At 60.3% G+C, this 25,051-nt stretch carries 23 protein-coding genes and 1 tRNA gene; 18 read left to right on the top strand and 6 right to left on the bottom strand.

What is annotated here, in order from left to right; genetic code table 11:
- Positions 1-24: 24 nt before the first annotated feature.
- On the bottom strand, positions 25-1,977 hold the full coding sequence (locus AB5Z05_RS11980; RefSeq protein ID WP_019444704.1) for a bifunctional diguanylate cyclase/phosphodiesterase: 1,953 nt from the start codon (positions 1,975-1,977) through the stop codon (positions 25-27).
- Positions 1,978-2,839: 862 nt separating this feature from the next.
- Here AB5Z05_RS11980 and AB5Z05_RS11975 point away from each other — a divergent pair.
- From AB5Z05_RS11975 to AB5Z05_RS11965, 3 genes are read left to right on the top strand one after another with little or no spacing between them, the layout of a single operon-like run.
- Positions 2,840-3,778, top strand: a complete 939-nt coding sequence (locus AB5Z05_RS11975) for a LysR family transcriptional regulator (RefSeq protein WP_005337171.1) — start codon at positions 2,840-2,842, stop codon at positions 3,776-3,778.
- Positions 3,779-3,832: 54 nt separating this feature from the next.
- Positions 3,833-4,855: a response regulator gene (locus AB5Z05_RS11970; protein ID WP_043823589.1), complete on the top strand. Its 1,023-nt coding sequence runs from the start codon at positions 3,833-3,835 to the stop codon at positions 4,853-4,855.
- 8 nt (positions 4,856-4,863) lie between these two features.
- The gene (locus tag AB5Z05_RS11965; protein WP_005346525.1) at positions 4,864-5,295 is read left to right on the top strand and encodes a PAS domain-containing protein; all 432 of its coding nucleotides are present in this window, start codon (positions 4,864-4,866) and stop codon (positions 5,293-5,295) included.
- Positions 5,296-5,384: 89 nt separating this feature from the next.
- On the opposite strand, the gene ltaE is transcribed toward AB5Z05_RS11965, so the two are convergent.
- The 3 genes from ltaE to AB5Z05_RS11950 all read right to left on the bottom strand — a co-directional run bounded on the left by ltaE (position 5,385) and on the right by AB5Z05_RS11950 (position 7,713).
- Positions 5,385-6,404: a low-specificity L-threonine aldolase gene (ltaE, locus tag AB5Z05_RS11960; protein WP_005351141.1), complete on the bottom strand. Its 1,020-nt coding sequence runs from the start codon at positions 6,402-6,404 to the stop codon at positions 5,385-5,387.
- A gap of 112 nt (positions 6,405-6,516) precedes the next feature.
- Positions 6,517-7,218, bottom strand: coding sequence for a short-chain dehydrogenase (locus tag AB5Z05_RS11955; RefSeq protein WP_159163792.1), 702 nt, complete (start codon positions 7,216-7,218; stop codon positions 6,517-6,519).
- Positions 7,219-7,305: 87 nt separating this feature from the next.
- Positions 7,306-7,713: a helix-turn-helix transcriptional regulator gene (locus AB5Z05_RS11950; RefSeq protein ID WP_005351138.1), complete on the bottom strand. Its 408-nt coding sequence runs from the start codon at positions 7,711-7,713 to the stop codon at positions 7,306-7,308.
- A gap of 147 nt (positions 7,714-7,860) precedes the next feature.
- Between AB5Z05_RS11950 and AB5Z05_RS11945 the strand changes: the two genes are divergently transcribed.
- Positions 7,861-8,760: an aldo/keto reductase family oxidoreductase gene (locus tag AB5Z05_RS11945; protein ID WP_120414621.1), complete on the top strand. Its 900-nt coding sequence runs from the start codon at positions 7,861-7,863 to the stop codon at positions 8,758-8,760.
- 70 nt (positions 8,761-8,830) lie between these two features.
- Here AB5Z05_RS11945 and AB5Z05_RS11940 read toward each other — a convergent pair whose 3' ends face one another.
- Complete coding sequence (locus AB5Z05_RS11940; protein ID WP_005337180.1) at positions 8,831-9,112, bottom strand: RNA-binding protein; 282 nt, start codon at positions 9,110-9,112, stop codon at positions 8,831-8,833.
- 216 nt (positions 9,113-9,328) lie between these two features.
- Positions 9,329-9,871 carry a hypothetical protein gene (locus tag AB5Z05_RS11935; RefSeq protein WP_019444711.1) on the bottom strand — a complete coding sequence of 181 codons (543 nt, stop codon included), beginning with the start codon at positions 9,869-9,871 and terminating at the stop codon, positions 9,329-9,331.
- A 106-nt stretch (positions 9,872-9,977) separates the two neighbouring features.
- Here AB5Z05_RS11935 and AB5Z05_RS11930 point away from each other — a divergent pair, with 106 nt between their 5' ends.
- The 14 genes from AB5Z05_RS11930 (at position 9,978) to AB5Z05_RS11865 (ending at position 25,016) form a co-directional block, all read left to right on the top strand.
- Complete coding sequence (locus AB5Z05_RS11930; protein ID WP_019444712.1) at positions 9,978-10,748, top strand: amino acid ABC transporter ATP-binding protein; 771 nt, start codon at positions 9,978-9,980, stop codon at positions 10,746-10,748.
- Positions 10,741-11,538 carry an amino acid ABC transporter permease gene (locus AB5Z05_RS11925; RefSeq protein ID WP_368151636.1) on the top strand — a complete coding sequence of 266 codons (798 nt, stop codon included), beginning with the start codon at positions 10,741-10,743 and terminating at the stop codon, positions 11,536-11,538. The genes AB5Z05_RS11930 and AB5Z05_RS11925 overlap by 8 nt, the downstream gene beginning before the upstream one ends.
- A gap of 2 nt (positions 11,539-11,540) precedes the next feature.
- Positions 11,541-12,362 (top strand): transporter substrate-binding domain-containing protein, encoded by an 822-nt coding sequence (locus AB5Z05_RS11920; RefSeq protein ID WP_368151634.1) that lies wholly within the window; start codon positions 11,541-11,543, stop codon positions 12,360-12,362.
- Complete coding sequence (locus AB5Z05_RS11915) at positions 12,362-13,267, top strand: amino acid ABC transporter permease (protein ID WP_368151632.1); 906 nt, start codon at positions 12,362-12,364, stop codon at positions 13,265-13,267. Before AB5Z05_RS11920 ends, AB5Z05_RS11915 begins: the two co-directional genes overlap by 1 nt.
- Positions 13,261-13,998 carry a penicillin-insensitive murein endopeptidase gene (gene mepA, locus AB5Z05_RS11910; RefSeq protein WP_368151630.1) on the top strand — a complete coding sequence of 246 codons (738 nt, stop codon included), beginning with the start codon at positions 13,261-13,263 and terminating at the stop codon, positions 13,996-13,998. The genes AB5Z05_RS11915 and mepA overlap by 7 nt, the downstream gene beginning before the upstream one ends.
- An 85-nt stretch (positions 13,999-14,083) precedes the next feature.
- Positions 14,084-14,674 (top strand): LemA family protein, encoded by a 591-nt coding sequence (locus tag AB5Z05_RS11905; RefSeq protein ID WP_201913301.1) that lies wholly within the window; start codon positions 14,084-14,086, stop codon positions 14,672-14,674.
- Positions 14,671-15,396, top strand: a complete 726-nt coding sequence (locus AB5Z05_RS11900; RefSeq protein ID WP_005346567.1) for a YgcG family protein — start codon at positions 14,671-14,673, stop codon at positions 15,394-15,396. The genes AB5Z05_RS11905 and AB5Z05_RS11900 overlap by 4 nt, the downstream gene beginning before the upstream one ends.
- Before the next feature lie 20 nt (positions 15,397-15,416).
- Positions 15,417-16,034: a TPM domain-containing protein gene (locus AB5Z05_RS11895; protein WP_005337196.1), complete on the top strand. Its 618-nt coding sequence runs from the start codon at positions 15,417-15,419 to the stop codon at positions 16,032-16,034.
- A gap of 145 nt (positions 16,035-16,179) precedes the next feature.
- Positions 16,180-16,267: transfer RNA gene (locus AB5Z05_RS11890), tRNA-Ser, on the top strand.
- 385 nt (positions 16,268-16,652) lie between these two features.
- Positions 16,653-17,411 (top strand): flagellar motor protein, encoded by a 759-nt coding sequence (locus AB5Z05_RS11885; protein WP_042081938.1) that lies wholly within the window; start codon positions 16,653-16,655, stop codon positions 17,409-17,411.
- Positions 17,389-18,264, top strand: coding sequence for a flagellar motor protein MotB (locus AB5Z05_RS11880; protein ID WP_106844513.1), 876 nt, complete (start codon positions 17,389-17,391; stop codon positions 18,262-18,264). Before AB5Z05_RS11885 ends, AB5Z05_RS11880 begins: the two co-directional genes overlap by 23 nt.
- A gap of 163 nt (positions 18,265-18,427) precedes the next feature.
- Complete coding sequence (locus AB5Z05_RS11875; protein ID WP_368151628.1) at positions 18,428-20,566, top strand: TonB-dependent hemoglobin/transferrin/lactoferrin family receptor; 2,139 nt, start codon at positions 18,428-18,430, stop codon at positions 20,564-20,566.
- A complete protein-coding gene (locus tag AB5Z05_RS11870; protein WP_368151626.1) occupies positions 20,566-22,572 on the top strand; it encodes a prolyl oligopeptidase family serine peptidase in 2,007 nt (668 codons plus the stop codon). The genes AB5Z05_RS11875 and AB5Z05_RS11870 overlap by 1 nt, the downstream gene beginning before the upstream one ends.
- Positions 22,569-25,016 (top strand): proprotein convertase P-domain-containing protein, encoded by a 2,448-nt coding sequence (locus AB5Z05_RS11865; RefSeq protein ID WP_368151624.1) that lies wholly within the window; start codon positions 22,569-22,571, stop codon positions 25,014-25,016. Before AB5Z05_RS11870 ends, AB5Z05_RS11865 begins: the two co-directional genes overlap by 4 nt.
- The last annotated feature ends 35 nt before the right edge of the window (positions 25,017-25,051 follow it).

The raw sequence follows: 25,051 nt of genomic DNA, 5'->3' as shown, positions 1-25,051 counted from the left end.
AAGTTGTGGCCTAACGCACACTTGTTACTCTGCCATCACGGCATCTAGCAGTGGATAACGCCCGACCTGGCAATCCACCACAAAACCGCTCGCCTCGACTTGCGCCACCGTCAGCGGCTTGCTGAACAGATATCCCTGGAACACATGGCACCCCTGGGTCTGCAGGGCGGCCAGCTCGTGAGGCTCCTCCACCCCTTCCGCCATGATCCCCAACCCCAGATTGGTGGCCATGGCCGCAGTCGCCCGGATCACCGGCAAGTTGAGACCGACCACGAAGGAGCGATCCAGCTTGATGTTGTTGATCGGCAACCGGTTGAGATAGGCCAGCGAGGAGTAGCCGGTACCGAAATCATCGATGGCAATCTTGATCCCCTGCTCGCTCAAATCATCGAGAATGCCGAGGCACCCCTTCATATCGAGCATCAGCACGGTTTCGGTCAGCTCCAGCGTCAACAGGGAGGCATCCACCCCGTGCAGCTCCAGCTGCTGGCGAACTTGCCCGGGCAGCGCCGACGAGAGCTGGAAACCGGAGAGGTTGACGGAGACCGGCACCCGCTGATGGAAGCGCTTCTGCCAGCTGGCGACCTGTGCCAGCGCGGTGGAGAGCACCCAGCTGCCGATCTCGCGGATCAGCCCCATCTCTTCGGCCAGCGGGATAAATTCCACCGGCGACACATGGCCGAGTACCGGGTTGTACCAGCGCAGCAGTGCCTCGTAACCGATCAGACGCCGTTTGGCGGCATCGACCTGCGGCTGGTAACAGAGGCTCAGCTCCTGACGGCCGATGGCCTTGGCCAGAAACTGCTTGAGATTGAGTTTGCGCTGCAGGGTCTGCTGCATGCTGGGGGTGAAACGCTGCCAGCGCAGCCGCCCCATCTGCTTGGCCTGATACATGGCCATGTCGGCACGGGTGATAAGGTTGTCCCCGTCATCCGCATCATCGGGATAGATGGCGATACCGATACTGCCACCGATGGTCACCTCCGGCAGCCCGCTCAGTTGCAGCGGCTTGGTCATCTGGGAGAGCATCTGGTCGGCCACCTCTTGCGCCCGATCCCCCTGATTGCCCAGCGGCACCAGCGCTGTGAACTCGTCGCCACCGAGGCGAGCCAGCTCCACATCCCGCGGGCAGATCTGTTTGAGGCGACCGGCGACCCGCTCCAGCAGGCGATCTCCCGCCTTGTGGCCGTAGTTGTCGTTGACCAGCTTGAAGTTGTCCAGATCCATGAACACCAGCGCGAAACGCTCCCCCAGCCCGCAATAGGCCTCAAGGGATTTCATCAAGCCATACCGATTGAGCAGGCCGGTCAGGGAGTCGTGCCAGGCGAGGTGGCGATGCTCCAGCTCTTCGAGTTTGCGATCGGTAATATCCCGCATGGTGAGCAAAATGCGGGCCCCCTGCTGGATATAGCGGAACTGATACTGGAACCAGCGCATCCCCTTGAGGGTACGGCACTCCCCCTCGGTCACCACTTCATCGAGACGGGAGAGCTTCTGGTAGAAGCTGTCATCATTTCCGGAGAAAACCTGGGAGAGCTTGGCGATCTGGTGGCCGAAACACATTTCGAAGTGATAGTTGCCACTCTCGAACACACCATGGCTATCGAACAGGCAGGCAAGGGTATCGCCGGTTGCCAGCGAGGACTCCTGATAGAGGGTATCGGAGTCGAGCACCGCTTCGGTCATCATCATCAGCCGGCCAGCCAGTTGAATACCGGAGAGGCGCAGATAGATCTGCTTCTTGACCCCCTTTGGGGAGAGGGTCCACCACTCGTTGTAACTGCGCCCCTGCTGAAAATCACCCAGATAGCGCTGTAGCAGCAGATCGATGGCGGTTGCCATATCGGCAGAGAAGTCGCGGGAGCAGAGTTCGTCGAGAGACGTCGCCTCCCACACGGAGAGCGCGGCGCTGTTTGCCCAGAAAATATGGTGATGCTCGATGTCATAAACCCAGATCGGGGTATGCAGAACATCCATCGTCTTCAGTAACCGTTCGTCAAGCGTATTCATCTGGTCAAGGTCATTCATGCTGGATGGTCACTGGTTAACCGGAAAACAGATCTGGCAAACCGCTAGCTGCAGAATGCAAGGTGCAAATACCTCTCGGCCATTATCCCTTTTCACATAGCCAAGAGCGGACAAAACTATTTCAGATATCAACAACAGGGCAGCCTGTACGGCAATACTACAAAGGACTCAGCCAAGGACCCTGTTAATCCAGGCAAATCATATAGTCGATTTTTAACTTTTTTCCCCAGTAAAAACAAGCACTAAGAGCTATCCACTCGAGACCTTGAAAGAGCAATTGCATATTTGCTGCGATAAATTTGTTATTAACATTTAAATCAATGGTGGAAATAGTCATCACTCTCTGTCACAAAGCTTCCATTAATTAACCAAGCGGATGGATAAACAGCCAAAAAAACGCCAAAACGGACAAAAATAGTTCACTAAGGCGGAATTGATATACCCCAAATTCATTTTTCAACAGGCAATGAGCAAAACCCGAATATATGATCTGCATCACATTGGCTGTGGATGGCAAACCACCCCCGGCTGAGTACGCAGAGCACCCCGGCGCCCTTCCATCAGGTTGCAATATCGGCCTTCGCCCGCGGTTATCGCGGAACAAATCAGGGAATATGGCAAACATCTCTGCCGCAGCACCATTTGGCATCGTGCCGGAATAATCACCAGCTCGGGGAAACTGAGATGACTGGCAGATGGAGAACTGGTATCAACAGAAATCGAATCCAGATCAATTAAACGCTGAATTACCCTTGCCAACCCGGAACGCTCTTTTTATGGTTGCCCCCTTGTTACACCCAGAACAGCGTTTATGAAGCACATCGAAGAGTTCTACCTGTTCGTCAAGGTGGTGCAAGAGGGAGGATTCTCCCACGCTGCAGCCGCACTGGGCATGCCAACAGGCACCATCAGTCGACGCATTTCCCAGCTGGAAGAGCAACTGGGTTGCTCCCTGCTACATCGCTCTACCCGCAAGCTCCGCCTTACCGATGATGGCCTCAGATACTACGAACGTCTCTGCACGCCACTCGCACAAATCGAGCAGGCCACCAGCGAGATCCAGGGTCAAGAGGCCGACATCACCGGGCTTATCCGGATAGCTGCGCCGATCGCACTCTCCAACACCATCCTCATCGATATGCTGGCCGAATTCGGGCTGCACTATCCCGAGGTACAGTTCGATATCACCCAGACTAATGATCACCAGCACCTGTTCGACAATGATCGGGATCTGGTGTTCTTCAACGGTGAGCTGCCCCAGTCGCTGCCCAATGCGATCTGTCTCGGCCATATCGAGTACGGCCTGTTTGCCTCACCACTCTATTTGACCAAGAAGGGCACTCCCTCCCATCCCAACCAGCTGGAAGAGCACGATCTCATCTACTGCTGGCCTCACCAGCACTGGCAGCTAACCGACAAGGATGGCCAGAGCGTCTGCATCAAACGCAGCGCCAAACTGACCGTCAACCAGACCCAGGCCGCGGTACGCGCAGCCCGGCGTCATCTGGGGATCGTCAATGCCCCGCTGCACTATCTGAGCAGCTTCCTCCATGACGAGCAGCTGGTGCCGGTACTGACCGACTGGCAAACCGGCAATCGCCCCTTCTACATGTTGTGTTGCCAGCACCAGTTCGCTCCGTTGCGTGTTAAGATGTTCGTTGAATTTGTTGAAAAATACTCAGCACGCTATCGCAATCGGCAGTGGGACAACCAATTTTCACAAGGTGATAGCCTCACCCATTGCATCTGACCGTTAGCGGGCCACACTTATAGCATCCCTTGCCAACAGAGCCTGCCTAACGCCATGAATGTATTGATATGTGATGACTCCGGGTTCGCCCGCAAACAGCTGGCGCGGGCGCTCCCGGCCGACTGGAAAGTCGATTTGCACTACGCAGCCAATGGTCTCGAAGGGATCGAACAGGTACTGATGGGTCATGGCGATCTCATCTTCCTCGATCTGACCATGCCGGAAATGGACGGTTACGGCGTGCTGGAGACCCTCCAACGGGAGGGTCTACGCAACAAGGTGATCGTGGTCTCCGGGGATATCCAGCCAGAGGCCTATCAACGGGTCATGGGGCTGGGGGCGCTCGATTTCATCAAGAAACCTGCCGCCCCCGAGACCCTGCTCGCCCTGCTCAAAAAGCATGATTTCTGGAGTGCCACCCCGAGCGGTCAACCAAGCGCCCCCGAGCAGCAGCCAAACGGCGTGGTAGCCGATGCAGGCGTCAAGATCACCCCCGAAATCCGCGATGTCTATCAGGAGCTGGCCAACGTCTCCATGGGTCAGGCCGCCGACTTACTGGCCCGTCTGCTCAACGCCTTCGTGGTGCTGCCCATCCCCAACGTCAACGTGCTGGAGGTTTCCGAGCTGCACATGGCCCTCTCGGCCGCTGCGGATTCAGATACCCTCTCCGCCGTCTGTCAGGGGTTTATCGGAGCGGGGATCGCCGGTGAAGCGCTGATCCTGTTCCATGACTCCAGCTTCAAAGATTTGGCCAAGCTGATGAACCATCAGGGAACGCTGGATCGCACCGCCGAACTGGAGCTGCTGATGGATACCGCCAACGTGCTGATCGGCGCCTTCCTGCGTGGCTACGCCAACCAGCTCGATACACCCTTCAGTCAGGGTCATCCAGTAGTACTCGGTCAGCACAGACCCATCAACGAGCTGATCAACACCAACAAGAGTCGCTGGCGCCGCACGCTCGCCATCGAGATCAACTACCGGATCCAGGACTACGCGGTACAGTGTGATCTGCTGCTGCTGTTTACCGAAGATTCCATCGCCACCATGAACAACAAAATCATGCACATGCTCTAGGAGTGACTATGGAAATCCGTGAATTTCATTGGCTGATGAACATAGTCCAGAACCTGGACGTAGGCCTGGTGGTGCTCGACAAGGAATACAAGGTTCAGGTGTGGAACGGCTTTATGGAGAGCCACAGCGGCCGACTGGCCGGTGAAGTACGCGACGGCGTGCTGTTCGAGCTCTTTCCCGATGTGGACAGAGCCTGGTTCGAGCGCAAGGCCAACATGGTCTTCAAGCTCAACAACCGCGCCTTCAGCACCTGGGAGCAGAAGCCCTATCTGCTACGTTTCTCCAACTACCGCCCCATTACCGGCTCGGCCCCCCACATGTTCCAGAACCTGACGCTGGTGCCACTGGCCGATTTCGGTGGTCAGGTGACCCACATTGCGGTGATGATCTACGATGCCACCGATGAGGCCATGCTGATGAGCGGTCAGCGGCAGGCGTGAGCTTGCTGCAAATAACAGAGGGCGCCGCGGCGCCCTCTGTTATTTAGGTATGAACAGGTCTCGGTATGACCTCTACCTCACCAGCCGTCTCAACGCGCTCCGAGATACTCGGTGAAGGCGTCGATCACCTCTTCAATATCGTCATCGTTGATCTGCAGATGGGTCACCAACCGCAGCTCGCCGTAACCGGAGAAGAGGATCCCCCGCTCCTTCATAAAAGCGAGCAGAGGGGCTGATTCCCCCTCACGCAGCCGCAGGAACACCATATTGCTCTGCACCAGCGAGAGGTCGAGCTCGATGCCCGGCAGTGCAGCCAACCCTTCGGCCAGCCGTTTGGCACGGCGGTGATCATCGGCCAGGCGGGTCACATGCTGCTCAAGGGCAAACAGACCGGCTTGCGCCAGAATCCCCGCCTGACGCATGCCGCCCCCCAGCATCTTGCGTAGTCGGCGCGCACGGGCGATGAAGTCGTGGCTGCCCACCAGCAGCGAGCCCACCGGTGCGCCCAACCCCTTGGAGAGACAAATCGAGATGCTGTCAAACGGTGCAGCGATCACCTCGACCGGGGTCTCGCTGGCCACGGCGGCGTTAAAGAGCCGGGCGCCATCGAGATGAAGCTTCAAGCCGCGCTCGGCAACGAATGCCCCCATCTCCTGCAGATAGGAGAGCGGCAGCACCTTGCCGTTGTGGGTGTTCTCAAGGCAGATCAGACGAGTCTGGACGAAGTGGGCATCATCAGGGGCCAGCGCAGCCTTGATATCATCGAATGCCAGCGTGCCATCACGCTGCATCGGCAAGGGTTGCAGGGCTACGGAGCCCAGCACGGCACTCCCCTGCGCTTCATAGCGATAGATGTGAGCGGCGTTGCCGAGGATGGCCCCCTCACCGCGCTGACAGTGGCTCATCACCGCCAACAGATTGGACATGGTGCCGGACGGCACAAACAGCGCCGCCTGTTTGCCCAGCAATCTGGCCCCAAAGGCCTCCAGCGCGTTGACGCCCGGATCTTCACCATAGACATCGTCACCGACTTCGGCGTGGAGCATGGCTTGACGCATGGCGTCAGTAGGCTGGGTGACGGTGTCACTTCGTAAATCGATATAGCGCATGAGATCCCTCCTGAAACAGGAGAGTGACGTTAGCTATGCGCCCCTCGCTTGGCAAGGGGCGCATGAGCAGAATGTGAAGCCAATAGACGTCCATAGAACCCGCAGGCGGGATTTACCAAGGCAGAGGCTGACCGTTGATATCCAGTAGCTGACCCGATTGGGTCAACGATAACCCCTTGATGAGATTGAGCAGTTTCACCGCCACCTCGGCAGGCTCCTGCAATTGCTCCGCAGGCAACTCGCTCAGAAAGGGGGTATTCATCGGGGAGTCCATCAAGCCGGGCGCCACCGCCACCACCCCCGCTTGCGGGAAACGTTGCGCCCACTCGAGAGCCAGCGTTTTCACCCCCATGTCGAGGGCCGCCTTGCTCATCCGGTAGCTGTAACGTCCCCCCTCCAGATTGGAGGTGATGGAGCCCGCCAGATCAGAGATGGCACAGAGCCACAGCGGATGGTCATTGCCCATCAACCGACTGAAACGGGCAGCCAGCGCCAGCGTTGGCCATGCATTGGCCAGCAGGCTGTCGCACAGCCACTTGGGGTGCACCTCTTCGACCCGCCGCTCTGGCATAAAGCTGACATCGTGCAACAGGCCGATGGTGTTGATCACCACAGTGGGGAGCGGATCGGTGTCGTAGAGGGTAAACAGGGCGTCGAACGAGATGGCGTCCACCTCTTGCAGCGGGAAGAAAGCCCCCATCTCGATCCCTTTTGGATAGGTGCGCCCGGCCAGAAGGAAGGACTCCCCCCTTGCCATCAGCTCTCTTGCCAGCGCCGAGCCCAGCGCACCGCTTCCGAGGATCAAGTAGCTCATCGCCCATTCCATGGAGACTTATCTTGCTTAGAGCGTATCAGAATAATCAACCGGCCGTGACACGACCAAAGGGTAATATGCCCCTCATCACGCTTCCCCCAGATGGCGACCAAACTCCCGCGCCAGCGCCAAGTCGAGAAAACCGTCCGCTTTCTTGTGGGTGCGCAAAAACTGGTAATAGGCAAGCAGGGTGACCAGTGCCTCCTCATCGGGCAGCCCCACCCCGGGTTGCTGCTCGCCCAGCAGTAGCTGCGCCGCTGCCAGCGCCTCCCTGTCGACCACTTCCGCCTGACGGTAGAGATAACCGCAGCCGGTTGCCAGCCACTCCAGCGAGCAGTTGGCTCCCATGGCGATCTGGTTGGCCCGCGCCAGGCCAGGCTCGGCTCCCTTCAAATATTTGCGGATCAGCGCTTCACTGAGCCCCACCTTGCGGGCAAACGCGCTCACGCTCATCTCCCCGATCAGGCTCTGCAAGCGCTCGGCAAATCCTTCCATCCAACTCTCTCTCCTACTCAGCGATCAGAACCAAAGTTCGAATCATGCCACTGCCCATTATTGCTTTGCCAGCCACATGAGGCCAAGATGCCCGCAGTCATCTATGTTGCACATCGTTTTCGCATCGTGTTTTTCAAGGAGTCAACCATGTCTGTATCCCGTGTCGCCCTGCATCCGCAAGGTCCCACCTTCTCTCGCCTCATCATGGGTTACTGGCGCCTGATGGAGTGGCAGCTCTCTCCGGCCGCTCTGCTCGATCTGATGAAATATCATCTGGATCTGGGGGTCACCACCATCGATCACGCCGATATCTATGGTGGCTACCAGTGCGAAGAGGCCTTTGGTCACGCCCTGCGCCTCGAGCCTTCCCTGCGCAGCCGGATGGAGATCGTCACCAAGTGCGGTATCGCCCTCACCGCCAAGCCGGAGCATGCTCTCAACCACTACAACACCGGCAAGGACCATATCATCGCCAGCGCCGAAGCCTCGCTGCGCAAGCTCGGCACCGACCATCTGGACCTGCTGCTGATCCACCGCCCAGATCCCCTGATGAACGCAGATGAAGTGGCCGACGCCTTTATCACCCTGAAACAGGCGGGCAAGATCAAGCACGCCGGGGTATCCAACTTCACCGCCCGGCAGTTCGAGCTGCTGCAATCGCGCCTCCCCTTCCCGCTGGTCACCAACCAGCTGGAGATCTCGCCGCTTCATCAGGAAGGGACCCTCGATGGTACCCTGGATCAGTGCCAGCAGCTTGGCATCAAGCCGATGGCCTGGTCATGTCTCGGCGGCGGCCGACTGTTCAGCGATGACGCCTATGCCCCGCTGCGTGCCGAACTGGAGCAGGTCCGTCAGGAAGTGGGCGCCCAGACTATCGAGCAGGTGGTCTACGCCTGGGTAATGATGCTGCCAAGCCAGCCGCTGCCATTGATTGGCTCCGGCAAACGAGAGCGGATTGCTGCCGCCGTGGCCACCGAATCCATCGTCCTCAATCGCCAGCAGTGGTTCCGCATCCGCAAGGCGGCGCTCGGTTACGACGTCCCCTGATAACAGCAAAACGTCCAGAAACAAAAACGGCATGGGGGAAACCCATGCCGTTTTTTTATTGCCGAGGCACCTAGCGGTGGCGCTGTTGCGGGCGACCACGGGGAGCATCTGTCTTCGGTTTGGCCTGGTTGACGGTGATGGTACGGCCACCGACTTCTGTGCCATGCAGACCAGCGATGGCCTTTTCGGCATCACCATTGACCGGCATTTCAATAAAACCAAACCCCTTTGACTGGCCGGTATCACGGTCGATGATGATATCAACCTTGTCGACCTGTCCAAACTGGCTGAACAGGGTTTTCAGTTCGTCGGCCGTCATCCGGTACGACAGATTTCCTACGTAAATCTTCATGCCATCCACTCTCGATTCAAGGTGCCTTCTCTATGCAATTCCCAGCATAACGGTAAGGGCACAACCCCTATGCCGGACCTGCCATGGCTTCATGCCGTGGCCTTCTCCACACTGTCGTCAAGTGATTGATCTCTTGGGTTAACAGTGCAGACAAGATCAATTCGAGTCACTGGCAGTATCTGAGCTTTGCCGGGAATTGTCGAGAAAATAGTCGACTCAGGCCGATTGCAGATCTGACAACCGTTGCGCCAACATCCGGCGACCGTGCCAGGCCCGTTTAAAGCCGAAGCGATAGACAGACGGGCTAACCAGATGGAGCTCCCCCGCCTTGAGATCCAGCAAGGCCATGGCCGCCGCCAGCTCCTCTTCACTCAGTTGCAGATCGAGGCTGAAGTCGAGCCACTGGCCGTCGTGACCCACTCGCCGCTCCCGCTCGAGCGCCACCAGCTGGCTGCGGGGCAGTGCCAGCGCTTCGTCCTTGTTGCCATTAAGCAGATAGATATGCTGTTCATCCCACCCCAGCTCCGCCAGGCGCCATGGCTGCCAGCTGCGGGGCAGCGACACCATGATCCCGGTGATGCCACCAAAGACCACTCCCACCCAGTTGAGCAGCGCCATGGCGCCCCAACCATCCCACAAGGAGGCCACCACCACGCCCCAACTCACCAGCAACAGCAGAAAAATGACGCAGCGATAGCGAACCGCTGGCGGCATCAACAGCTGCACCTGCGAACCGGCAAGCAAGGATGTAATACGCATGAAAAGCTCCTGTCATCACGAAATGGCGCCATTGTGAATAGCCATCAGGATGCTGACAAGGGGGTTTTCTTTGTCATCCCCCTATAAAATCAATACCATGGCGTAAATGATTCTCAGTGGAACCCGCTTCTTGACCAGCTCGCAACCCTGTGTGCGCTTTTGTGGCGTCGACAAATTCTATGGCGACTTTCAGGCTCTTCATCACATCGATCTCACCATTGAACGGGGAGAGAAGTGGGTCATCTGTGGCCCGTCAGGCTCGGGAAAATCGACCCTGATCCGCACCATCAACGGGCTGGAGGGGATCGACGACGGCCAGCTGTTCCTGTTTGGCGAGCCGGTAACCCCCGCCTACTTGCGTCGCCTGCAAGGTCGGGTTGGCATGGTGTTTCAGCAGTTCAACCTCTTCCCCCATATGACGGTGCTGGAAAACCTGATGGTGGCGCCGGTGCATACCCTGGGGTTGCGCCCTCAGGAGGCCAAAGCCCGGGCGCTCGGGCTGCTCGAGCGGGTGCGCATTCAGGCACAGGCCGACAAGTACCCCCACCAGCTCTCCGGCGGCCAGCAGCAGCGGGTCGCCATCGCCCGCTCCCTCTGCATGCAACCCGAGCTGATGCTGTTTGACGAGCCCACCTCCGCCCTCGACCCCGAGATGATCCGCGAAGTGCTCGATGTGATCCGCGAGCTGGCTGACGAGGGGATGACCCTGATCTGCGTCACCCACGAGATGGGCTTTGCCCGTCAGGTGGCGGATCGGGTGCTCTTTATGGATGAGGGGAAGATCATCGAGTCGGCCCCGCCCGCCCAGCTGTTCAACGCCCCCCGGCACCCGCGCACCCGGGCCTTTCTCGAACAGGTGCTCAGCTATCATGGCTAGGCTCAATCGCCCCCGCCTGCTTGGCTGGTTGTCAGGCACTGTGATGCTCTCTGCGCTACTGGGCTGGGCGCTCTATAGCGGCGCTCGCCAGATGGGCTATGAGTGGCAGTGGCCGCGGGTGTTGCCCTTTCTCGGCGAATGGGATGAGGGAACCTTTTATGCCGGCCCCCTGCTAAACGGCTTGTTGGTGACCTTGCAGGTCGCGCTGCTCAGTTTGCTCGGTACGCTGGTGGTCGGGATCTGCGTGGTGAGTCTGCGGCTGCTTCCCTCCCGGCTCGGCCCCTGGCTCGCCATCGCCTATCTGGCGCTGGTGCGCACCACGCCCCAGTTGGTGCAGCTCTATATTCTCTATTTCTTGCTGGGCCCCATGCTGGGATTGGCCCCCCTTGCCTGCGCCGTGTTGAGCCTCTCCCTCTATCAGGGGGCCTTCACCGCCGAAGTGCTGCGTGCAGGTGTACAGGCCATTCCCAAAGGACAGTGGGAGGCAGCCCAGTCGCTTGGCTTGTCACGGGCCATCACCCTGCGCAAGGTGATCCTGCCCCAGCTGGTGCGCATCACCTTGCCGCCGCTGACCAACGAGCTGGTCTCCCTTATCAAACATTCGGCTCTGGTGAGTGTGATCGCCATCTTCGATCTGACCAACGAAGGGCGTACTCTGGTTGCCGATACGTTTCTGACCTTTGAGGTGTGGTTTACCGTAGCTGCCCTCTATTTGCTGTTAACCCTGACGCTGTCAGCCTGTTCGCGGGCGCTGGCCCGTCACCTGAATCCGGATCAACAAGGACGCTAACCATGACTCTGTCATTCAAGACCACCCTGTCGGGCGCAGCCCTGCTGCTGGCAAGCCTGCTCACTCCAGCACTGGCAGAAACCGCCCCCTCCGACACCCAGGCGCAGATCGAGCAGAGCGGTACCCTGCGGGTCGGCATGTCCACCTTCGCCCCCTGGGCGATGCGCGACAAGCAGGGGGCCCTGATCGGTTTCGAGATTGACGTGGCCCGTCGCCTCGCCACAGATAACGGCTGGCAGGTAGAGTTCGTGCCTACCGCCTGGGATGGCATCATCCCCTCCCTGTTGGCGAAAAAATATGACGTCATCATCGGCGGCCTCACCATCACCCCCGAGCGGGAGAAGAGCGTGCGCTTCACCCAGGCCTACTCCCATTCGGGGGTGCAGCTGGCCGCCTCCAGCACCCTGGCCAAAGAGAAGAAAACCGTGGCGGACTTCAACCAGCGCGGGGTGATCCTGGCGGTACGTCGTGGCGCCTCACCGGTACAGGTGGCAAAAGAACACTTCCCCAAGGCCACCCTGCGCCAGTTTGATGACGAGTCACAGGTATTTCAGGAGGTGCTGAACGGCCGCGCCCACGGCGCCCTCTCCTCTTCCCCGAAACCCGAGCAAGAGGCGCAGCGCCACCCCGATGCCCTGTTCATGCCCTTTGCCAAGCAGCTGGCTCAGGGCGATGAGGGGTTTGCCCTGCGCAAGGGGGATGACGCGCTGGCTGAGCAGTTCAACGAGTGGATCGCCGCCCGTCAAGCCGATGGCTGGCTCAAGGCGCGCCATGACTACTGGTTCAAGTCGCTGGCGTGGGAAGCGCAGGTCGCCAACCCCTGATGCTGATTGCTCTAAAAGAGACCATCCGGCGCATCATCCGTGAGCCATGTCGGAACATCAACTGGCTGGATGGGGCGATCGCCCTGATCCTGCTGCTGGCTGGCCTCTGGCTGGCCAGCCGCCTGCACATCGGGGTGGCCTATCAGTGGCGCTGGCATGAAGCCTTCGACCTGCTGTTCACCCCTGGCCCTCACGGCGAGTTACCCTACTTTTTCAGCGGTCTGCTCACCACCTTGCGCATCGCCCTGCTCGGCATGGTACTGGCGCTGCTGCTCGGTACTGCGCTGGGGGTAGCCGCCTTCAGCCGCCGCCCCTGGCTGGTGATGCCAGCGACCCTGTTTATCCAGCTGATCCGCAATCTGCCGCCGCTGGTCTTTATCTTCATCTTCTACTTCTTTATCGCCAACCAGCTGCTGCCTGCGAGCGGCCTCTCCCGCTGGCTCGGCACCGTATCACTCTCCCCGTGGCAAGAGGCGCTGTTTGGCCCACCTGCCCGCTGGGAGAACCTCATCTCAGGCACCCTCTGCGTTGGCATGATCAGCGCAGCCTTCGTCGCCGAGATCGTCCGCGCCGGGCTGGCCGCCATCCCCCGTGGCCAGTGGGAGGCGGCGCAGAGCCTCGGGCTCTCCCCCTGGGTGCGGCTGCGCCATGTGATCCTGCCGCAGGCCATGCTGCTGATGCTCCCCCCCCTCACCGGCCAGCTCATTGCGCTGGTGAAAGATACCGCCATCGTTTCCCTTATCTCGGTGCAGGAGCTCACCTTCGTCGGCACCGAGATGGCCAACTCCAGCGGACTGGTCTACGAGATCTGGCTGCTGGTGGCCGCGGCCTATTTATTTATATGTTTGAGTCTGTTCGTATTGCTGAGCCGACTCGAAGCAAGACAAGGAGCACGCACATGCTGACGTCCCTGTTGCTGGCGACTGTATTGCAAGCGGAAGCCATCGGTGGTTATGCCGCCGGTTGCCTGAAAAACGGCGTATCCCTGCCCCTTGAAGGGCCTGGTTATAAGGTGATCCGCACCAAGCGGCTGCGCTACTACGGCCACCCCGACCTCATCCACTATCTGCAAGCGCTGGCCAACCAGACCCGCATGGCCGGGCTGCCAGATCTCTACATCGCTGATCTGGCGATGGCCCGTGGCGGCCCCTTTACCTCTGGCCATCGCAGCCACCAGACTGGCCTTGATGCCGATATCTGGTTTCGCATGGCCAACCGTCCCATCAGCAAATGGGAGCAGGATGCCCCCAAGGAGTGGTCGCTGATCGACGAACCCAGCTACAAGATGTTGCCGGGTCGCTTTGGCCCCCAGCAGCTCACCCTGCTGCGGCTGGCGGCCAGCAAGCCCGAGGTGGCCCGCATCTTCGTCAATCCGGTAATCAAATCCGCGGTCTGCCAACAGGCTGGTGACGAGCCCTGGGTCGCCAAGCTGCGCCCCTGGGTGGGCCACTTCAGCCACTTCCACGTACGGCTGCGCTGCCCGGTGGGCAGCCCAGATTGCGAGCCCCAGGCTCCCATTCCGCCCGGCAATGGCTGCGGGGAAGAGCTGGCATCCTGGCTAAAAGACAAGCCCCAGTTGCCCAAGGTCTCCGGCATCAACAAGCGACCTGAGCTACCTGCGCGTTGTGGCAACTGACCCCAAGCTGGTATGGTGATGCACTCTTGGTCGTACACCATCCATGGCGCACTATCGACTCGAAATACCAAAGGAGAACAACAAGATGGCCACATCACTCTGGCGCAAAACCACGCAGAGCCTGTTGACCCTGACCTTGCTGCTCAGCCTGACCGGCTGCGGCATGAACAACATTCCGACCCTGGATGAGCAGGTTAAAGCAAGCTGGGGGCAGGTGGAGAACCAGTATCAGCGCCGCGCCGACCTCATTCCCAATCTGGTAGCAACCGTCAAGGGCTACGCCAGCCATGAGCAGGAGACCCTCAAAGCGGTCACCGATGCCCGTGCCCGGGTCGGCAGCGTGCAAGTGAGCGATCCTGCCCAGCTCAAGGAGTTTGAAGCGGCGCAGAACCAGCTCTCCAGCGCTCTCTCCCGCCTGATGGTGGTGGTAGAACGCTACCCCGAGCTGAAAGCGGATCAGCAGTTCCTTGCCCTGCAGGCACAGCTGGAAGGAACCGAGAACCGCATCTCGGTGGCTCGCCGCGACTATATCGAGGCGGTGCGCCAGTTCAATACCGAGATCCGCACCTTCCCCGGCGTTATCTGGTCCAAGCTGCTCTACTCGGATCTGGAGGCCAAACCCAGTTTCAGTGCCAAACCCGGTGCCGATGAGGCGCCCAAGGTCAGCTTCCAATGAAGATGATGCTGCGCTGGTTTCTTCCCTGCCTGCTGCTCTGGGCCAGTGCCCTGCAAGCGGCACCGGACTTCCCGACGCTGAGCGGACGGGTGGTGGATGAAGCCAGTCTGATGTCCCGCAAACAGGCCCATCAACTGACCCAACAGCTGGCCGCCTTTGAAAAGCGCAGTGGTATCCAGCTGGTGGTGGTCTCTGTCGACAGCCTCGATGGGGAGACTATCGAGGAGTACGGCTACCAGCTCGGTCGCCACTGGGGGATCGGCCAGAAAGGCAAAAACAATGGCGTGTTGTTGCTGATCGCCCAGGATGAGCGCAAGGTGCGGATCGAGGTGGGATATGGGCTGGAAGGTGCCCTGCCCGACGCCATCGCCGCCAACATCATCCATGGCCGCATCCTGCCCGCCTTCAAGCGCGGCGATATGGTGGCCGGGATCATGGCGGGCAGCCAGAGCATCATGAAGGCACTCGCCGGGGAATATCAGCCGGTCGAGCAGCCGAAGAGTGACAACGGTGGCGGCCCCTGGCTGTTTATTCTGGTGGTGATTGCGATGATCGTGCTCCACAACCTGCGCGGCGGTGGTGGCGGTGGGCCAGGAGGACGACGTCGGTCGGCCTACATGGCTGGTGGATTGGGTGCCGGCTCCTTTGGTGGTCGCTCCGGCGGCGGATTCAGCGGTGGCGGCGGCAGCTTTGGCGGCGGCGGAGCCTCCGGTGGCTGGTAACAGGAGTAAAGAGACGAATCATGATTTCTAAACAGTTCTTCCACACGCTTCAGGCCAAGGTGCGCGAAGCGGAGCTAGAGACTGATGCTGAACTGGTCACCGTGCTGGCCCCGGCCAGCGATGGCTATCGCTACATTCCCACCCTCTGGGCGGCGCTACTGGCGATGCTCACCCCGCTGCTGGTGTTCCAGCTCGGCTTCTGGCTAGGCTGGTACGAAATCCTGCTGGTGCAGTGGTCGGTCTGGCTGCTGCTGAGCCTGCTGTTCCACTGGACCCCAATAAAAATGCGGCTCATCCCGAAGAAGGTTCGCCAGCACCGGGCGGCCCTGATGGCTCGCCTGCAATTTGTCGAACAGGGGCTGCACCGCACCCGCGACCGGCTCGGGGTGCTGATCTTCGTCTCGGCCGCCGAGCACTATGTAGAAATACTGGTGGATGACGGCATCGCCCAGCATATCGACAACGGCCAGTGGCAGGAGATCATCGACGACTTCGTGGCACGAGTGCGCAACAAGGAGATCGAACAGGGTTTTCTGGAGTGCGTAGAGCGCGTTAGCGCCATTCTGACCGATGCCTTCCCGGCCACCCGGGATCAAAACGAGCTGCCGGACAGTCTGATCATCCTCGACAAGCCCTGATCCGGTTTAAAAAACCGGCATTCTGCGCAAGGGTTAGGCATTCGGAAAAGATTATGAAAAATAAGGGGAAAAGAGGTTGACCCACACAGTCCTTTCCCCTAAATTACGCCCCGTTCCAGCGCAACAGCGCAGCGAACGAAAATTTGGTGAGGTGTCCGAGTGGCTGAAGGAGCACGCCTGGAAAGTGTGTATACGGCAACGTATCGAGGGTTCGAATCCCTCCCTCACCGCCAAATTTAAAAAACCGACCTCAGGGTCGGTTTTTTGCTTTCCGGCAACGCAAACACCTATGCCGACAAGTGAGCCAGAGCCACGCAGTGGCGGATCATCCACGCGCTCCCCCCCAGTTTGCAAAGCCCTGATGGAACATCACCGCTTTTCGTATTGCCAGCTCCCGCCCCCTACCTTGCTTTTGTGATTGCCCCACCCAACAAGCGCTCCTTCCTGTCACAACAGGAGCAACAAGATGATTGCAATGCCATCTTATGGCCGCAACACGCCTTCTTTTATGGACGTTACCCAGCGCCCATTAATTGCTCAGCGATTGGATTTCATTTTGAAAAACTGATAGTTAAGTAGCTACACTAGCCATTATCAACATGCAGGGACGTGTAAAAGATGAGCTTGATTGGCTTGGTACTGGCGTTGATCGCCATCCTTGGCGGCAACATGATCGAGGGTGGTCATCCCAGTGCACTGCTCGATCTGCCCGCATTTCTTATCGTGATAGGTGGCACCATAGGTGCTGCGCTGACCCAGTTCCCGTTCTCCGTTGTCGGCAGCACCATGAAGCGTTTCAAATGGCTGCTCTCCCCCCTCAAGCTCGACATGCATGAACAGGCCCAGTTGCTGGAGACCCTGGCAGGCAACGCCCGCCGCAGCGGTATGCTGGCGCTGGAAGGGATGATCGAGGAGATCAAGGATCCCTTCCTGAAGAAAGGGGTGCAGATGATGGTCGATGGCTACGAGAAGGCCAAAATCCACGAGGTGCTGGAGAACGAGATCGAATTTGAACAGGAAGATCTCGAACAGACGGTCAAATTCTATGAAGCTATGGGCGGCTACTGCCCGACCATGGGGATCGTCGGGGCGGTATTTGGCCTGATCCACGCCATGGGTCTGCTTGATGCCCCCGACAAACTGGGTGGCGCCATCGCGGTGGCCTTTATCGCCACCATCTACGGGGTATCCGCCGCCAACCTGATCTTTTTGCCGTTCGGCAACCGCTACAAAGGGTTTGCCCACCAGATCCGCCACTACAAGGAGATGACCCTGACCGGCATTCTCTGCATCGTGGATGGCGAATCCCAAGCGCGCCTGCAAGTTACCCTCGAACCTTATCTGGGAGGTCACGGTGGCCAAAAAGAAAAAGGCTGAAGCACCGGAGAACCACGAACGCTGGCTGGTCTCCTATGCCGACTTCATGACCCTGCTGTTCGCCCTGTTTGTGGTGCTCTACTCCTTTGCCATGGCCAAGCAGTCCGAAACCCGGGTGCTTATCCAGGGCTTTATCGAGTCGCTGGGTAAAATCGGCCTCATCTCCCCGCCTGCCGGCTCACCCTTGATGCAGGGGGGAACAGGGATTCTCGAGCCGGAATCGAAGACCACGCCGAGCAGCCCGAAAGAAGAGACTGTACTGGAAAAAGATGCCCCCATGGCGGCATCGGACCCCTTCAACGAGACCATAGGTGCCTCGGAAAAACCGAGCGCCACCGAAGCCTGGCCCCACAAGACCAAGGAGCAGGAGTGGGTGCAGGTGACCAAGCAGAAGCTGGAGCAGCAGCTAAAGGCCCAGATTGAATCGAAGGATCTGGAGGTCGAGCAGCTTGGCAGTCAGCTGGTGATCCGCATCGGCGAGAAGGCGCTATTCCCCTCCGATTCGGCGTTCCTGCAGCCCCAGTTCATCCCGCTGGTCAACAAGATCGCCGGCATTCTGGCCAATATCCCGGGGCAGGTAGTGGTCACCGGTCATACCGACAACTCCCAGGCGCCGGTGGAGCTCTATCGCAACAACTGGGAGCTCTCGGTGCTGCGGGCCTCCTCCATCGTGCAGACTATGCTGACCAACCCCCAGCTGGATGCCAGACGAGTCATCGCTCAGGGTGTGGCCGACACCCAACCCCGCTTTGCCAATGACACCCCCGAACATCGCCAGGCGAACCGCCGGGTCGATATCACCCTCTCCCAAGGCAAGGCCGCAGAAGAGTCGCTGCAACTGCTCAAGCCCTGATCCCCTCCGCTCCCGCTTCGCGCGGGAGCCTCTTTTTAAAAACAAATAACTCAATAATATCAACACCATAAGATCTTAATGATAATGATTGCCATTTATTGTCAAGTGGTCAGGCCTCTGCAATAATGCCGTCCTTCAGGCTTAAATAAAAACAATTATCATTATGAACAAACTGCTTCAGGCATGGCCGGCACTCCTGTGTGCCTCCGCTGGCGCGGCCGATCTTCCCCCTGTGGAGAAGGCTCGCAGCGACGACACCATCATTGTCACCGGGCAACGGGTACAACAGAAACTCTCCGATGTTTCCGGCTCCATCACCGTCATCACCCAGGAAGAGCTGGACCGTCAGGTCGCCAGCGAGCTGACCCATGTGTTTCGCAAGATCCCCGGTGTCTCGGTCACCGGCTCTGCTGGACGACCGCAAAACATCAGCGTGCGCGGCATCGGTGGCAACCGCATCCTGCTGATCAAGGATGGGGTACGCGTCAGCGACGGCTTTGGCGCCGACAACATCAATGACAAGGTGGGTCGCTTCAACTTCGATCTCGATGACATCAAGCAGATTGAGGTGGCCAAGGGAGCCGGCTCCTCCCTGCATGGCTCCGATGCCATCGGCGGCACCGTGGTGATGAATACCAAGCAGCCGGAAGATTATCTGCAACAGCAAGATAGCTATCTGGCGGCCAAGACTCTCTACGGTGGCGACAGCAACAAGAAGAAGCTCAGCATGACCGGCGCGGTACGGGCACTGGAGAGCGCACATCTGTTGCGCCTCTCCGGCTGGCGCGGCAACGAAACCGCCAACTTTGAAGAGAGCCGCATTCCGGCGGATCTGGATGGCATGAGTGCCTCCACCAGCAGCCGCCTCCCCCTCAATGCCCATCACGCTCTGCGGCTGGAGCTGGACTACTACGAGGATCACGCCAAACGCCAGATGGGGCCCAAAGCGGTGCCCCAACCCGATGGCAGCTGGGACGTGGTCGGTTTTCAGGAAGATGGCGATCAGCGCACCCAGGGCGGTAAGTTCAGCTGGGAAGCCAGCGATCTGGGCATGGTCGATACCCTCAACTGGAGCCTGTTTGGCAACCAGTCACGCAACGAAGCCAACCAGCGCCAGCTGCTGCGCAACGATGCCCTGAGCGGCTATCCCAGATATCGCAGCCAGCGCACCCTCTCCACGTTCGAGGAGCTGCGCCTTGGCAGCGAGCTGGAGCTGCAGAGCAAGCTGAGCACCGGCTCACTGGATCACACCTTCAGCTACGGTGTGGAAGTGGAGCAGGCCAACCACGAGCGACCGGTCAGCAATCTGAACCTGGAAGATGGCATCACCACCCAGGGACAGAAAGCCCCCTTCAGCAAGGCCGAGACCCGCCGCGATGGCATCTGGCTGAGCGATGTGATCGATCTGGGCAGCTGGCAGTTTACCCCGACCCTGCGCTTTGACCGCCAGCGCCTGCGCGCACCGGACAGCAATCTGGCACAGAACCACAGCGACCACATCTCCCCCAGTGTGGCGGCCAGCTACCGCTTCAACGAGACATGGCGCAGCTGGCTCAGCTATGCCAACGGCTTCCGTGCCCCCGCTTATGATCAGGTTTACGGCAACATTCCCCACTACTTTGCCATGCCGCCGTTCGAGATCATTGCCAACCCCAACCTCAAGGAGGAGACCAGCCACAGTCTGGAGTGGGGAGTGAATGGCCAAAGCGACAACTGGAGCGTCAAACCGGCCGTTTTCTACAACCGCTACTACAACTTCATCGACTGGCGCCAGACCGGTTTTCGCCTCGATGACGGTGTCTTCCTGCGCCAGTATCGCAACGTCGCCAAAGCAGAAACCTGGGGCGCCGAGCTGGCCGCCAGCCTCTGGCTGAGCGACGAGTGGGAGCTTTCGACCAATCTGGCCTGGATGGATGGCAAGGATCACCGCGGTGAGCCGCTGCGCACCCAGACACCGCTGGAAGGCAACACCACCCTGCGCTGGCAACAGCTCGACTGGGGGGTTGAGCTCAGTGGCAACTATGCCGCCGCCATGACCAAGGTGCCCCAGTGCGCCAATGCGCAGACTGGCTACAACGGTGCCTGCCAGAGCAGCGCAGGCTGGTTCAGTCTGGACCTCACCGGCGACTGGCAGATCACCGAGACGCTCAAGGTCAATGCCACCATCGGCAACCTGCTCGATACCCGCTATGTCCGCTATCAGGATGTGGCCGGACTCCCGGCTGGCAGCGACACCTCCCTCTACAGCCAGAGCGGCCGCTACCTGTCAGCCAGCCTCAGCTACCGTTTCGTGGGGATGTGATGAAGCATCATGCAATCATGGCGGCCCTGTTGGCCGTCCCGTTGGCGTGGGCGCAAGAGGCCCTGCCACCCCCGATCCCGTCCCAGCCACACCTGATTTCAGGCAATCCCGTACGCCAGGACCCCTACTTCTGGTTGCGGGATGAGAGCCGCAGCAACACGGCCATTCTCGCCCTGCTCAAGCAGCAAAATCGCTGGAGCGAGCAGCAACTCGCCGCGCAGCAGCCGCTGGAAGCAACCTTGCGCGCCGAGTTTGCCCGTCATCCGGTGGGGGAATCTGTGCCAGACAACTGGCTTGTCCGCGGCGATCAGGCATGGCAGCTGCGCCCGGATGGCTCACTCTGGCAACGCCACGGGGGCAAGGTGCAGCAACGGCTTCCCGCCAGAGCGGGTGAGGGCTATTACGAAGCGGGCAGCTGGGCCCTGAGCCCGGATAACCTCACACTGGCCATCGCCGAAGACAGGCGCGGCGATCTCGACTATCAAGTTACCCTGCTCGATCTCCAGAGCGGCAAGGCGCTGGCCAGTTTGGCGCAGCGCAGCGCTGATCTCGCCTGGTCACAAGATGGTCGCACCCTCTACAGCATCGCCAACGAGCGTTACACCCTGCGCCCCTGGCAGCTGCGCGGCTGGCAGGATGGCCAGGAGCAGACTCTCTATGAGGAGCAGGATCCCGCCTGGCTGCTCAGCCTCTATCGCACCACGGATGGCCAGCATCTGGTGTTGCAGGGCAACAACCACGACAGCTCGGAGCAGTACCTGCTCGACTCGGGCAAGCCGCAGCAGATCAAACCCCGCCAGCGCGGGGTGGAATACTATCTGGACAGCCAATCCGGCTGGGTGATCAAGAGCAACCGGGAGGGGGCATTTGCCCTCTACTCAGCCAGCACGCCGCTCGGTGAGTGGCAGCGCCTCTGGCCCAGCGCCGGGGAAGATCTCGGCGATCCCGAGAAGTGGCGACTGTTTGATCGCCATCTGGTGGTGCAGTTTCGCCAGCAGGGGGAGGATTGGCTCACCCTGCTCGATCGCAACGGCCATGAACGCCAGCGCCTGCCGCTGGCCAGTGGCGCAGGAACCGGCTGGCTGCAAGGAGAACATGACCCGGCCAGCGACCGCATTCTGGTGCGCAGTCAGGGCTTGAGCCAGCCCCCCGGCCAGCGCTGGCTGGATTTAAACAGCGGCCAGTGGATCAACGACCAGCACACCGCAGGCAATAAAGCATTGCCCTATCAGAGCGAGCGGCGCTGGATCACCTCTGCCGATGGCACTCGGGTACCTGTCTCGCTGGTGTGGCGCAAGGATCTGGCCCCTCGCGCCGTACTGCTCTACGGCTATGGCGCCTATGGCACGCCGATGCGCCCCTACTACCAGAAAGAGCTGTTAAGCCTGCTGGATCGGGGCTTTGTCTACGCCATCGCCCATGTGCGCGGCGGCGGCATGCTGGGGGAGCAGTGGACCCGCGACGGGCGGGGCATCCACAAGCAGAACGGCATCAGCGACTTTCTCGCAGCCGGTGTCGCCCTGCGCCACTGGTCGTCCGACTCTGCTCCCCTGCCCCTGTTTGCCATGGGGGGCAGCGCGGGGGGCACGCTGGTTGCTGCGGCCCTAAACCAGCAACCGACACTCTTTAGTGGCGCAGTGTTGCAGGTTCCCTTCGTCGATATGCTCGGCACCATGAGCGATCCTGCCCTCCCCTTGACCCGTCAGGAGTATCAGGAGTGGGGCAACCCGGCCAAGCCCACAGAGTATCAGGCGATGCGCCGCATCAGCCCCTACGACAACCTGCACCGCGCCCCCTACCCGCCCCTGCTGGTCACTACCGCCCTGCACGATAGCCAGGTCCCCTACTGGGAGCCGGTCAAGTGGCTGGCTCGCCTGCGGGAGCACAGCACCGGCTCCGGACCCTACCTGCTGCTGACCGAACTGGAGGGTGGCCACCGCGCTGGTGGCGGCGATCGGGCTCGTGAATTTGCCTTCTTGTTGCATCTGGCGGGGATCAATCAATGACCCTGCCGCTGATTGGGAGTACCACTATGAAACCCCTGTTGCCCGCCCTCTTGCTGGGGCTGGCTGGCTTTTCCACTCAGGCCGCCGAACTGCGTTTTGTTGAACAGGACGCCTCGGCCAATACCCGCCTCTGGCTCGAACAGCAGCTCGGCGTCACCCTGAGTGATGCCCCGGCCTACCAGCGCCAAGGCAAGCTGGGCCACTATCTGCATTATCGCCAGCAGCTCAATGGCGCACCGATCGCCGGTCTCATGGCCGCCGTCAGTCTCGATGAGCAGGGTCGCCCGTGGCGTCTCTATCACAATACCCGACTGATGCAGGCACAGGCGGCGCCATGTGATGAAGCAAGCCGCGCCGGGGTGGATGCCTATACCGCCACGCTGGATGGTACGGTGTGGCAATTCGCTGGCAGTGACGAAGCCCAGCCCTGGTACTGGCAGGATGGCGACACCCTGACTGCGGCCTGGCGTCTGCTGGCGGTGGAAAGCCAGCCGGGCAACAGCAAGAGCAGCCACTGGCAACTGTTTGTCACCTGCGATGGCAGCGCCCTGCTGGGGCGCACGCTGCAAGAGGCCAACACCCGTGCCGAAACGGCCCCGCTGGCAGGGGAAACGGCCACAGTGCAGGCCCGCATCTTTGCCCTCGACCCACGCACTCAGCTGCAAGATGGCAATTTGCTGTGGCGCCACGATCTGGTGCTGGACAACGGGGCCTATCGCACCGTCCCGCTCACGGTACAAAAGGTGGATGACACCTACCAGCTGAGTGGCCCTCGCGCCCGGGTCGTGGATGGCGCGGCGCCGGAAACTGCCCCCTTTAGCAGCCCTGATGCCGATGGCTTCCTGCTGGATCACCAGCAGCCAGCCTTCCTCGATATCAATGGCTACTACCATCTGGATCTGGCCCAGCGCCATGTGGAATCCCTTGGCTACCCGACGCTGATGGGCGGCCCCCTGGCCATCGATACCGATGCCGGGGAGCAGGACAACTCCCTCTATGACCCCTTCCTGCGCCGGTTGGAAATTGGCCGGATCGGGGTACCCGATGCGGAAGATCCCATGGTGATCTGGCACGAGTTTGGCCATGCGGTGCAGCACCATATCCTGCCCGACATGGGAGAAGAGGGTGACTGGGGCGCCATCGGCGAGGGCTTTAGCGACTATCTGGCCGCCAGCTGGCGCCAGCGTAGTCCAGAGGCTCGCCAGTTCGAGCCTTTCATGGTCTTCAACTGGGATGCCAGAATCAGCGGCCGAACGCCCCGTCAGCTCGATGATCTGCGGGCGCGCTATCATCCGGGCTTCCTCTATCCAGCTCACCTCACCATCAACGGCAGCAACGGCGACCAGCTGTGGGGCACTCCGCTCTTCACCGCGCTGCGCCAGGCCGTTGAACAGTATGGCGAGGTAGCCCGTGACGAGTTCGATACCCTGCTGATTGAATCCCACTTCGGCCTCGGCCCGCAGGTGCGGATGCCCCAGCTGGCGCGGGTCACCGTGGATACCGCCAACCGCCTCTATCCGGACCGCAGTTATGGCAAGCTGCTGGAGCAGGCCTTCCGCCACCACGCCCTGCTGCCCACCCCCATCGCGGCCCGCCTTGCCGATGACAGCTACCTGTTGCCCGGGGAGAAAAAGAGCCTCGCCATCGAATTGACCAACCAGAGCGACCGCCCCCTGACCGTGGCTGACGCCAGCTTGCTCCCGACCAAGGGGCTCATGGGTGACGATCACTGGCAAGGAGAGCTCAACGCCGATGGCACCGCCCGCTGGACCCTGCCGCTGGAAGCGGCGAGCAACTTGACCTGTGGCGAGGCAGTCACCTTGCCGCTGCAGTTCCAGCTCACCCTGCCCAGCCCCACCGAGCGCCAGACCCGCCTTGACCTGCAACTGCCGATCGGTGAACCGCTCTGGCAGCGGGCCATCGGCCAGGGTGGCCAGATCAAGGATGCGGTGAGCGATGAACGGCACGGCCTGTCCCGCTTCACTCTCACCCTGCCCGAGAGCAAGGCCCGCATCGACAGTGGATTCGTGGTTGCCCTCGATCTGGAGCACAGCAAGCTGGAGCAGCTGGAGATCTGGCTCACCTCCCCTTACGGTACCCGGATCAGCCTGTGGAACAAGGGTTACGCCAGCCATACCCGGCTCAAGGGGGAGTTCCCCCGTGAACTGGTACCGTTCGAATCGCTGGATAAGCTGCACGGCGAACCGCTCGCTGGCCGCTGGCTGCTGGAGATCAACGACACCAGCGCCGGTGACACCGGTCAGTTGCGCAACTGGCGTGTAGCCCAGCAAGTCGGCGCCCGCTGCGACAAGGATGAAGCCCTGCCCAACACCGGCATCATTCCCCTTGAGCAGGATGAAGGGGGTGGCGGCACGACTTCCCCCCTGCTGCTGTTGCTGGCCCTCTGGCCCCGCCTCTGGCGCCGGAGCACCCCGCGCCGTTGAATCCTGTACCACGGGGGTTACCGCCCCCGTGAACC

The sequence above is a fragment of the Aeromonas sp. R2-4 genome (genome assembly GCF_040908365.1).
Taxonomy (GTDB): domain Bacteria; phylum Pseudomonadota; class Gammaproteobacteria; order Enterobacterales; family Aeromonadaceae; genus Aeromonas; species Aeromonas veronii.
This window is presented reverse-complemented; position numbering and strand designations above follow the sequence as displayed.

Coding starts and splice junctions, on each gene's coding strand:
- AB5Z05_RS11980 (WP_019444704.1), bottom strand. CDS start 1,977: ATGGATGTTCTGCATACCCCGATCTGGGTTTATGACATCGAGCATCAC.
- AB5Z05_RS11975 (WP_005337171.1), top strand. CDS start 2,840: ATGAAGCACATCGAAGAGTTCTACCTGTTCGTCAAGGTGGTGCAAGAG.
- AB5Z05_RS11970 (WP_043823589.1), top strand. CDS start 3,833: ATGAATGTATTGATATGTGATGACTCCGGGTTCGCCCGCAAACAGCTG.
- AB5Z05_RS11965 (WP_005346525.1), top strand. CDS start 4,864: ATGGAAATCCGTGAATTTCATTGGCTGATGAACATAGTCCAGAACCTG.
- ltaE (WP_005351141.1), bottom strand. CDS start 6,404: ATGCGCTATATCGATTTACGAAGTGACACCGTCACCCAGCCTACTGAC.
- AB5Z05_RS11955 (WP_159163792.1), bottom strand. CDS start 7,218: ATGAGCTACTTGATCCTCGGAAGCGGTGCGCTGGGCTCGGCGCTGGCA.
- AB5Z05_RS11950 (WP_005351138.1), bottom strand. CDS start 7,713: ATGGAAGGATTTGCCGAGCGCTTGCAGAGCCTGATCGGGGAGATGAGC.
- AB5Z05_RS11945 (WP_120414621.1), top strand. CDS start 7,861: ATGTCTGTATCCCGTGTCGCCCTGCATCCGCAAGGTCCCACCTTCTCT.
- AB5Z05_RS11940 (WP_005337180.1), bottom strand. CDS start 9,112: ATGAAGATTTACGTAGGAAATCTGTCGTACCGGATGACGGCCGACGAA.
- AB5Z05_RS11935 (WP_019444711.1), bottom strand. CDS start 9,871: ATGCGTATTACATCCTTGCTTGCCGGTTCGCAGGTGCAGCTGTTGATG.
- AB5Z05_RS11930 (WP_019444712.1), top strand. CDS start 9,978: ATGATTCTCAGTGGAACCCGCTTCTTGACCAGCTCGCAACCCTGTGTG.
- AB5Z05_RS11925 (WP_368151636.1), top strand. CDS start 10,741: ATGGCTAGGCTCAATCGCCCCCGCCTGCTTGGCTGGTTGTCAGGCACT.
- AB5Z05_RS11920 (WP_368151634.1), top strand. CDS start 11,541: ATGACTCTGTCATTCAAGACCACCCTGTCGGGCGCAGCCCTGCTGCTG.
- AB5Z05_RS11915 (WP_368151632.1), top strand. CDS start 12,362: ATGCTGATTGCTCTAAAAGAGACCATCCGGCGCATCATCCGTGAGCCA.
- mepA (WP_368151630.1), top strand. CDS start 13,261: ATGCTGACGTCCCTGTTGCTGGCGACTGTATTGCAAGCGGAAGCCATC.
- AB5Z05_RS11905 (WP_201913301.1), top strand. CDS start 14,084: ATGGCCACATCACTCTGGCGCAAAACCACGCAGAGCCTGTTGACCCTG.
- AB5Z05_RS11900 (WP_005346567.1), top strand. CDS start 14,671: ATGAAGATGATGCTGCGCTGGTTTCTTCCCTGCCTGCTGCTCTGGGCC.
- AB5Z05_RS11895 (WP_005337196.1), top strand. CDS start 15,417: ATGATTTCTAAACAGTTCTTCCACACGCTTCAGGCCAAGGTGCGCGAA.
- AB5Z05_RS11885 (WP_042081938.1), top strand. CDS start 16,653: ATGAGCTTGATTGGCTTGGTACTGGCGTTGATCGCCATCCTTGGCGGC.
- AB5Z05_RS11875 (WP_368151628.1), top strand. CDS start 18,428: ATGAACAAACTGCTTCAGGCATGGCCGGCACTCCTGTGTGCCTCCGCT.
- AB5Z05_RS11870 (WP_368151626.1), top strand. CDS start 20,566: ATGAAGCATCATGCAATCATGGCGGCCCTGTTGGCCGTCCCGTTGGCG.
- AB5Z05_RS11865 (WP_368151624.1), top strand. CDS start 22,569: ATGACCCTGCCGCTGATTGGGAGTACCACTATGAAACCCCTGTTGCCC.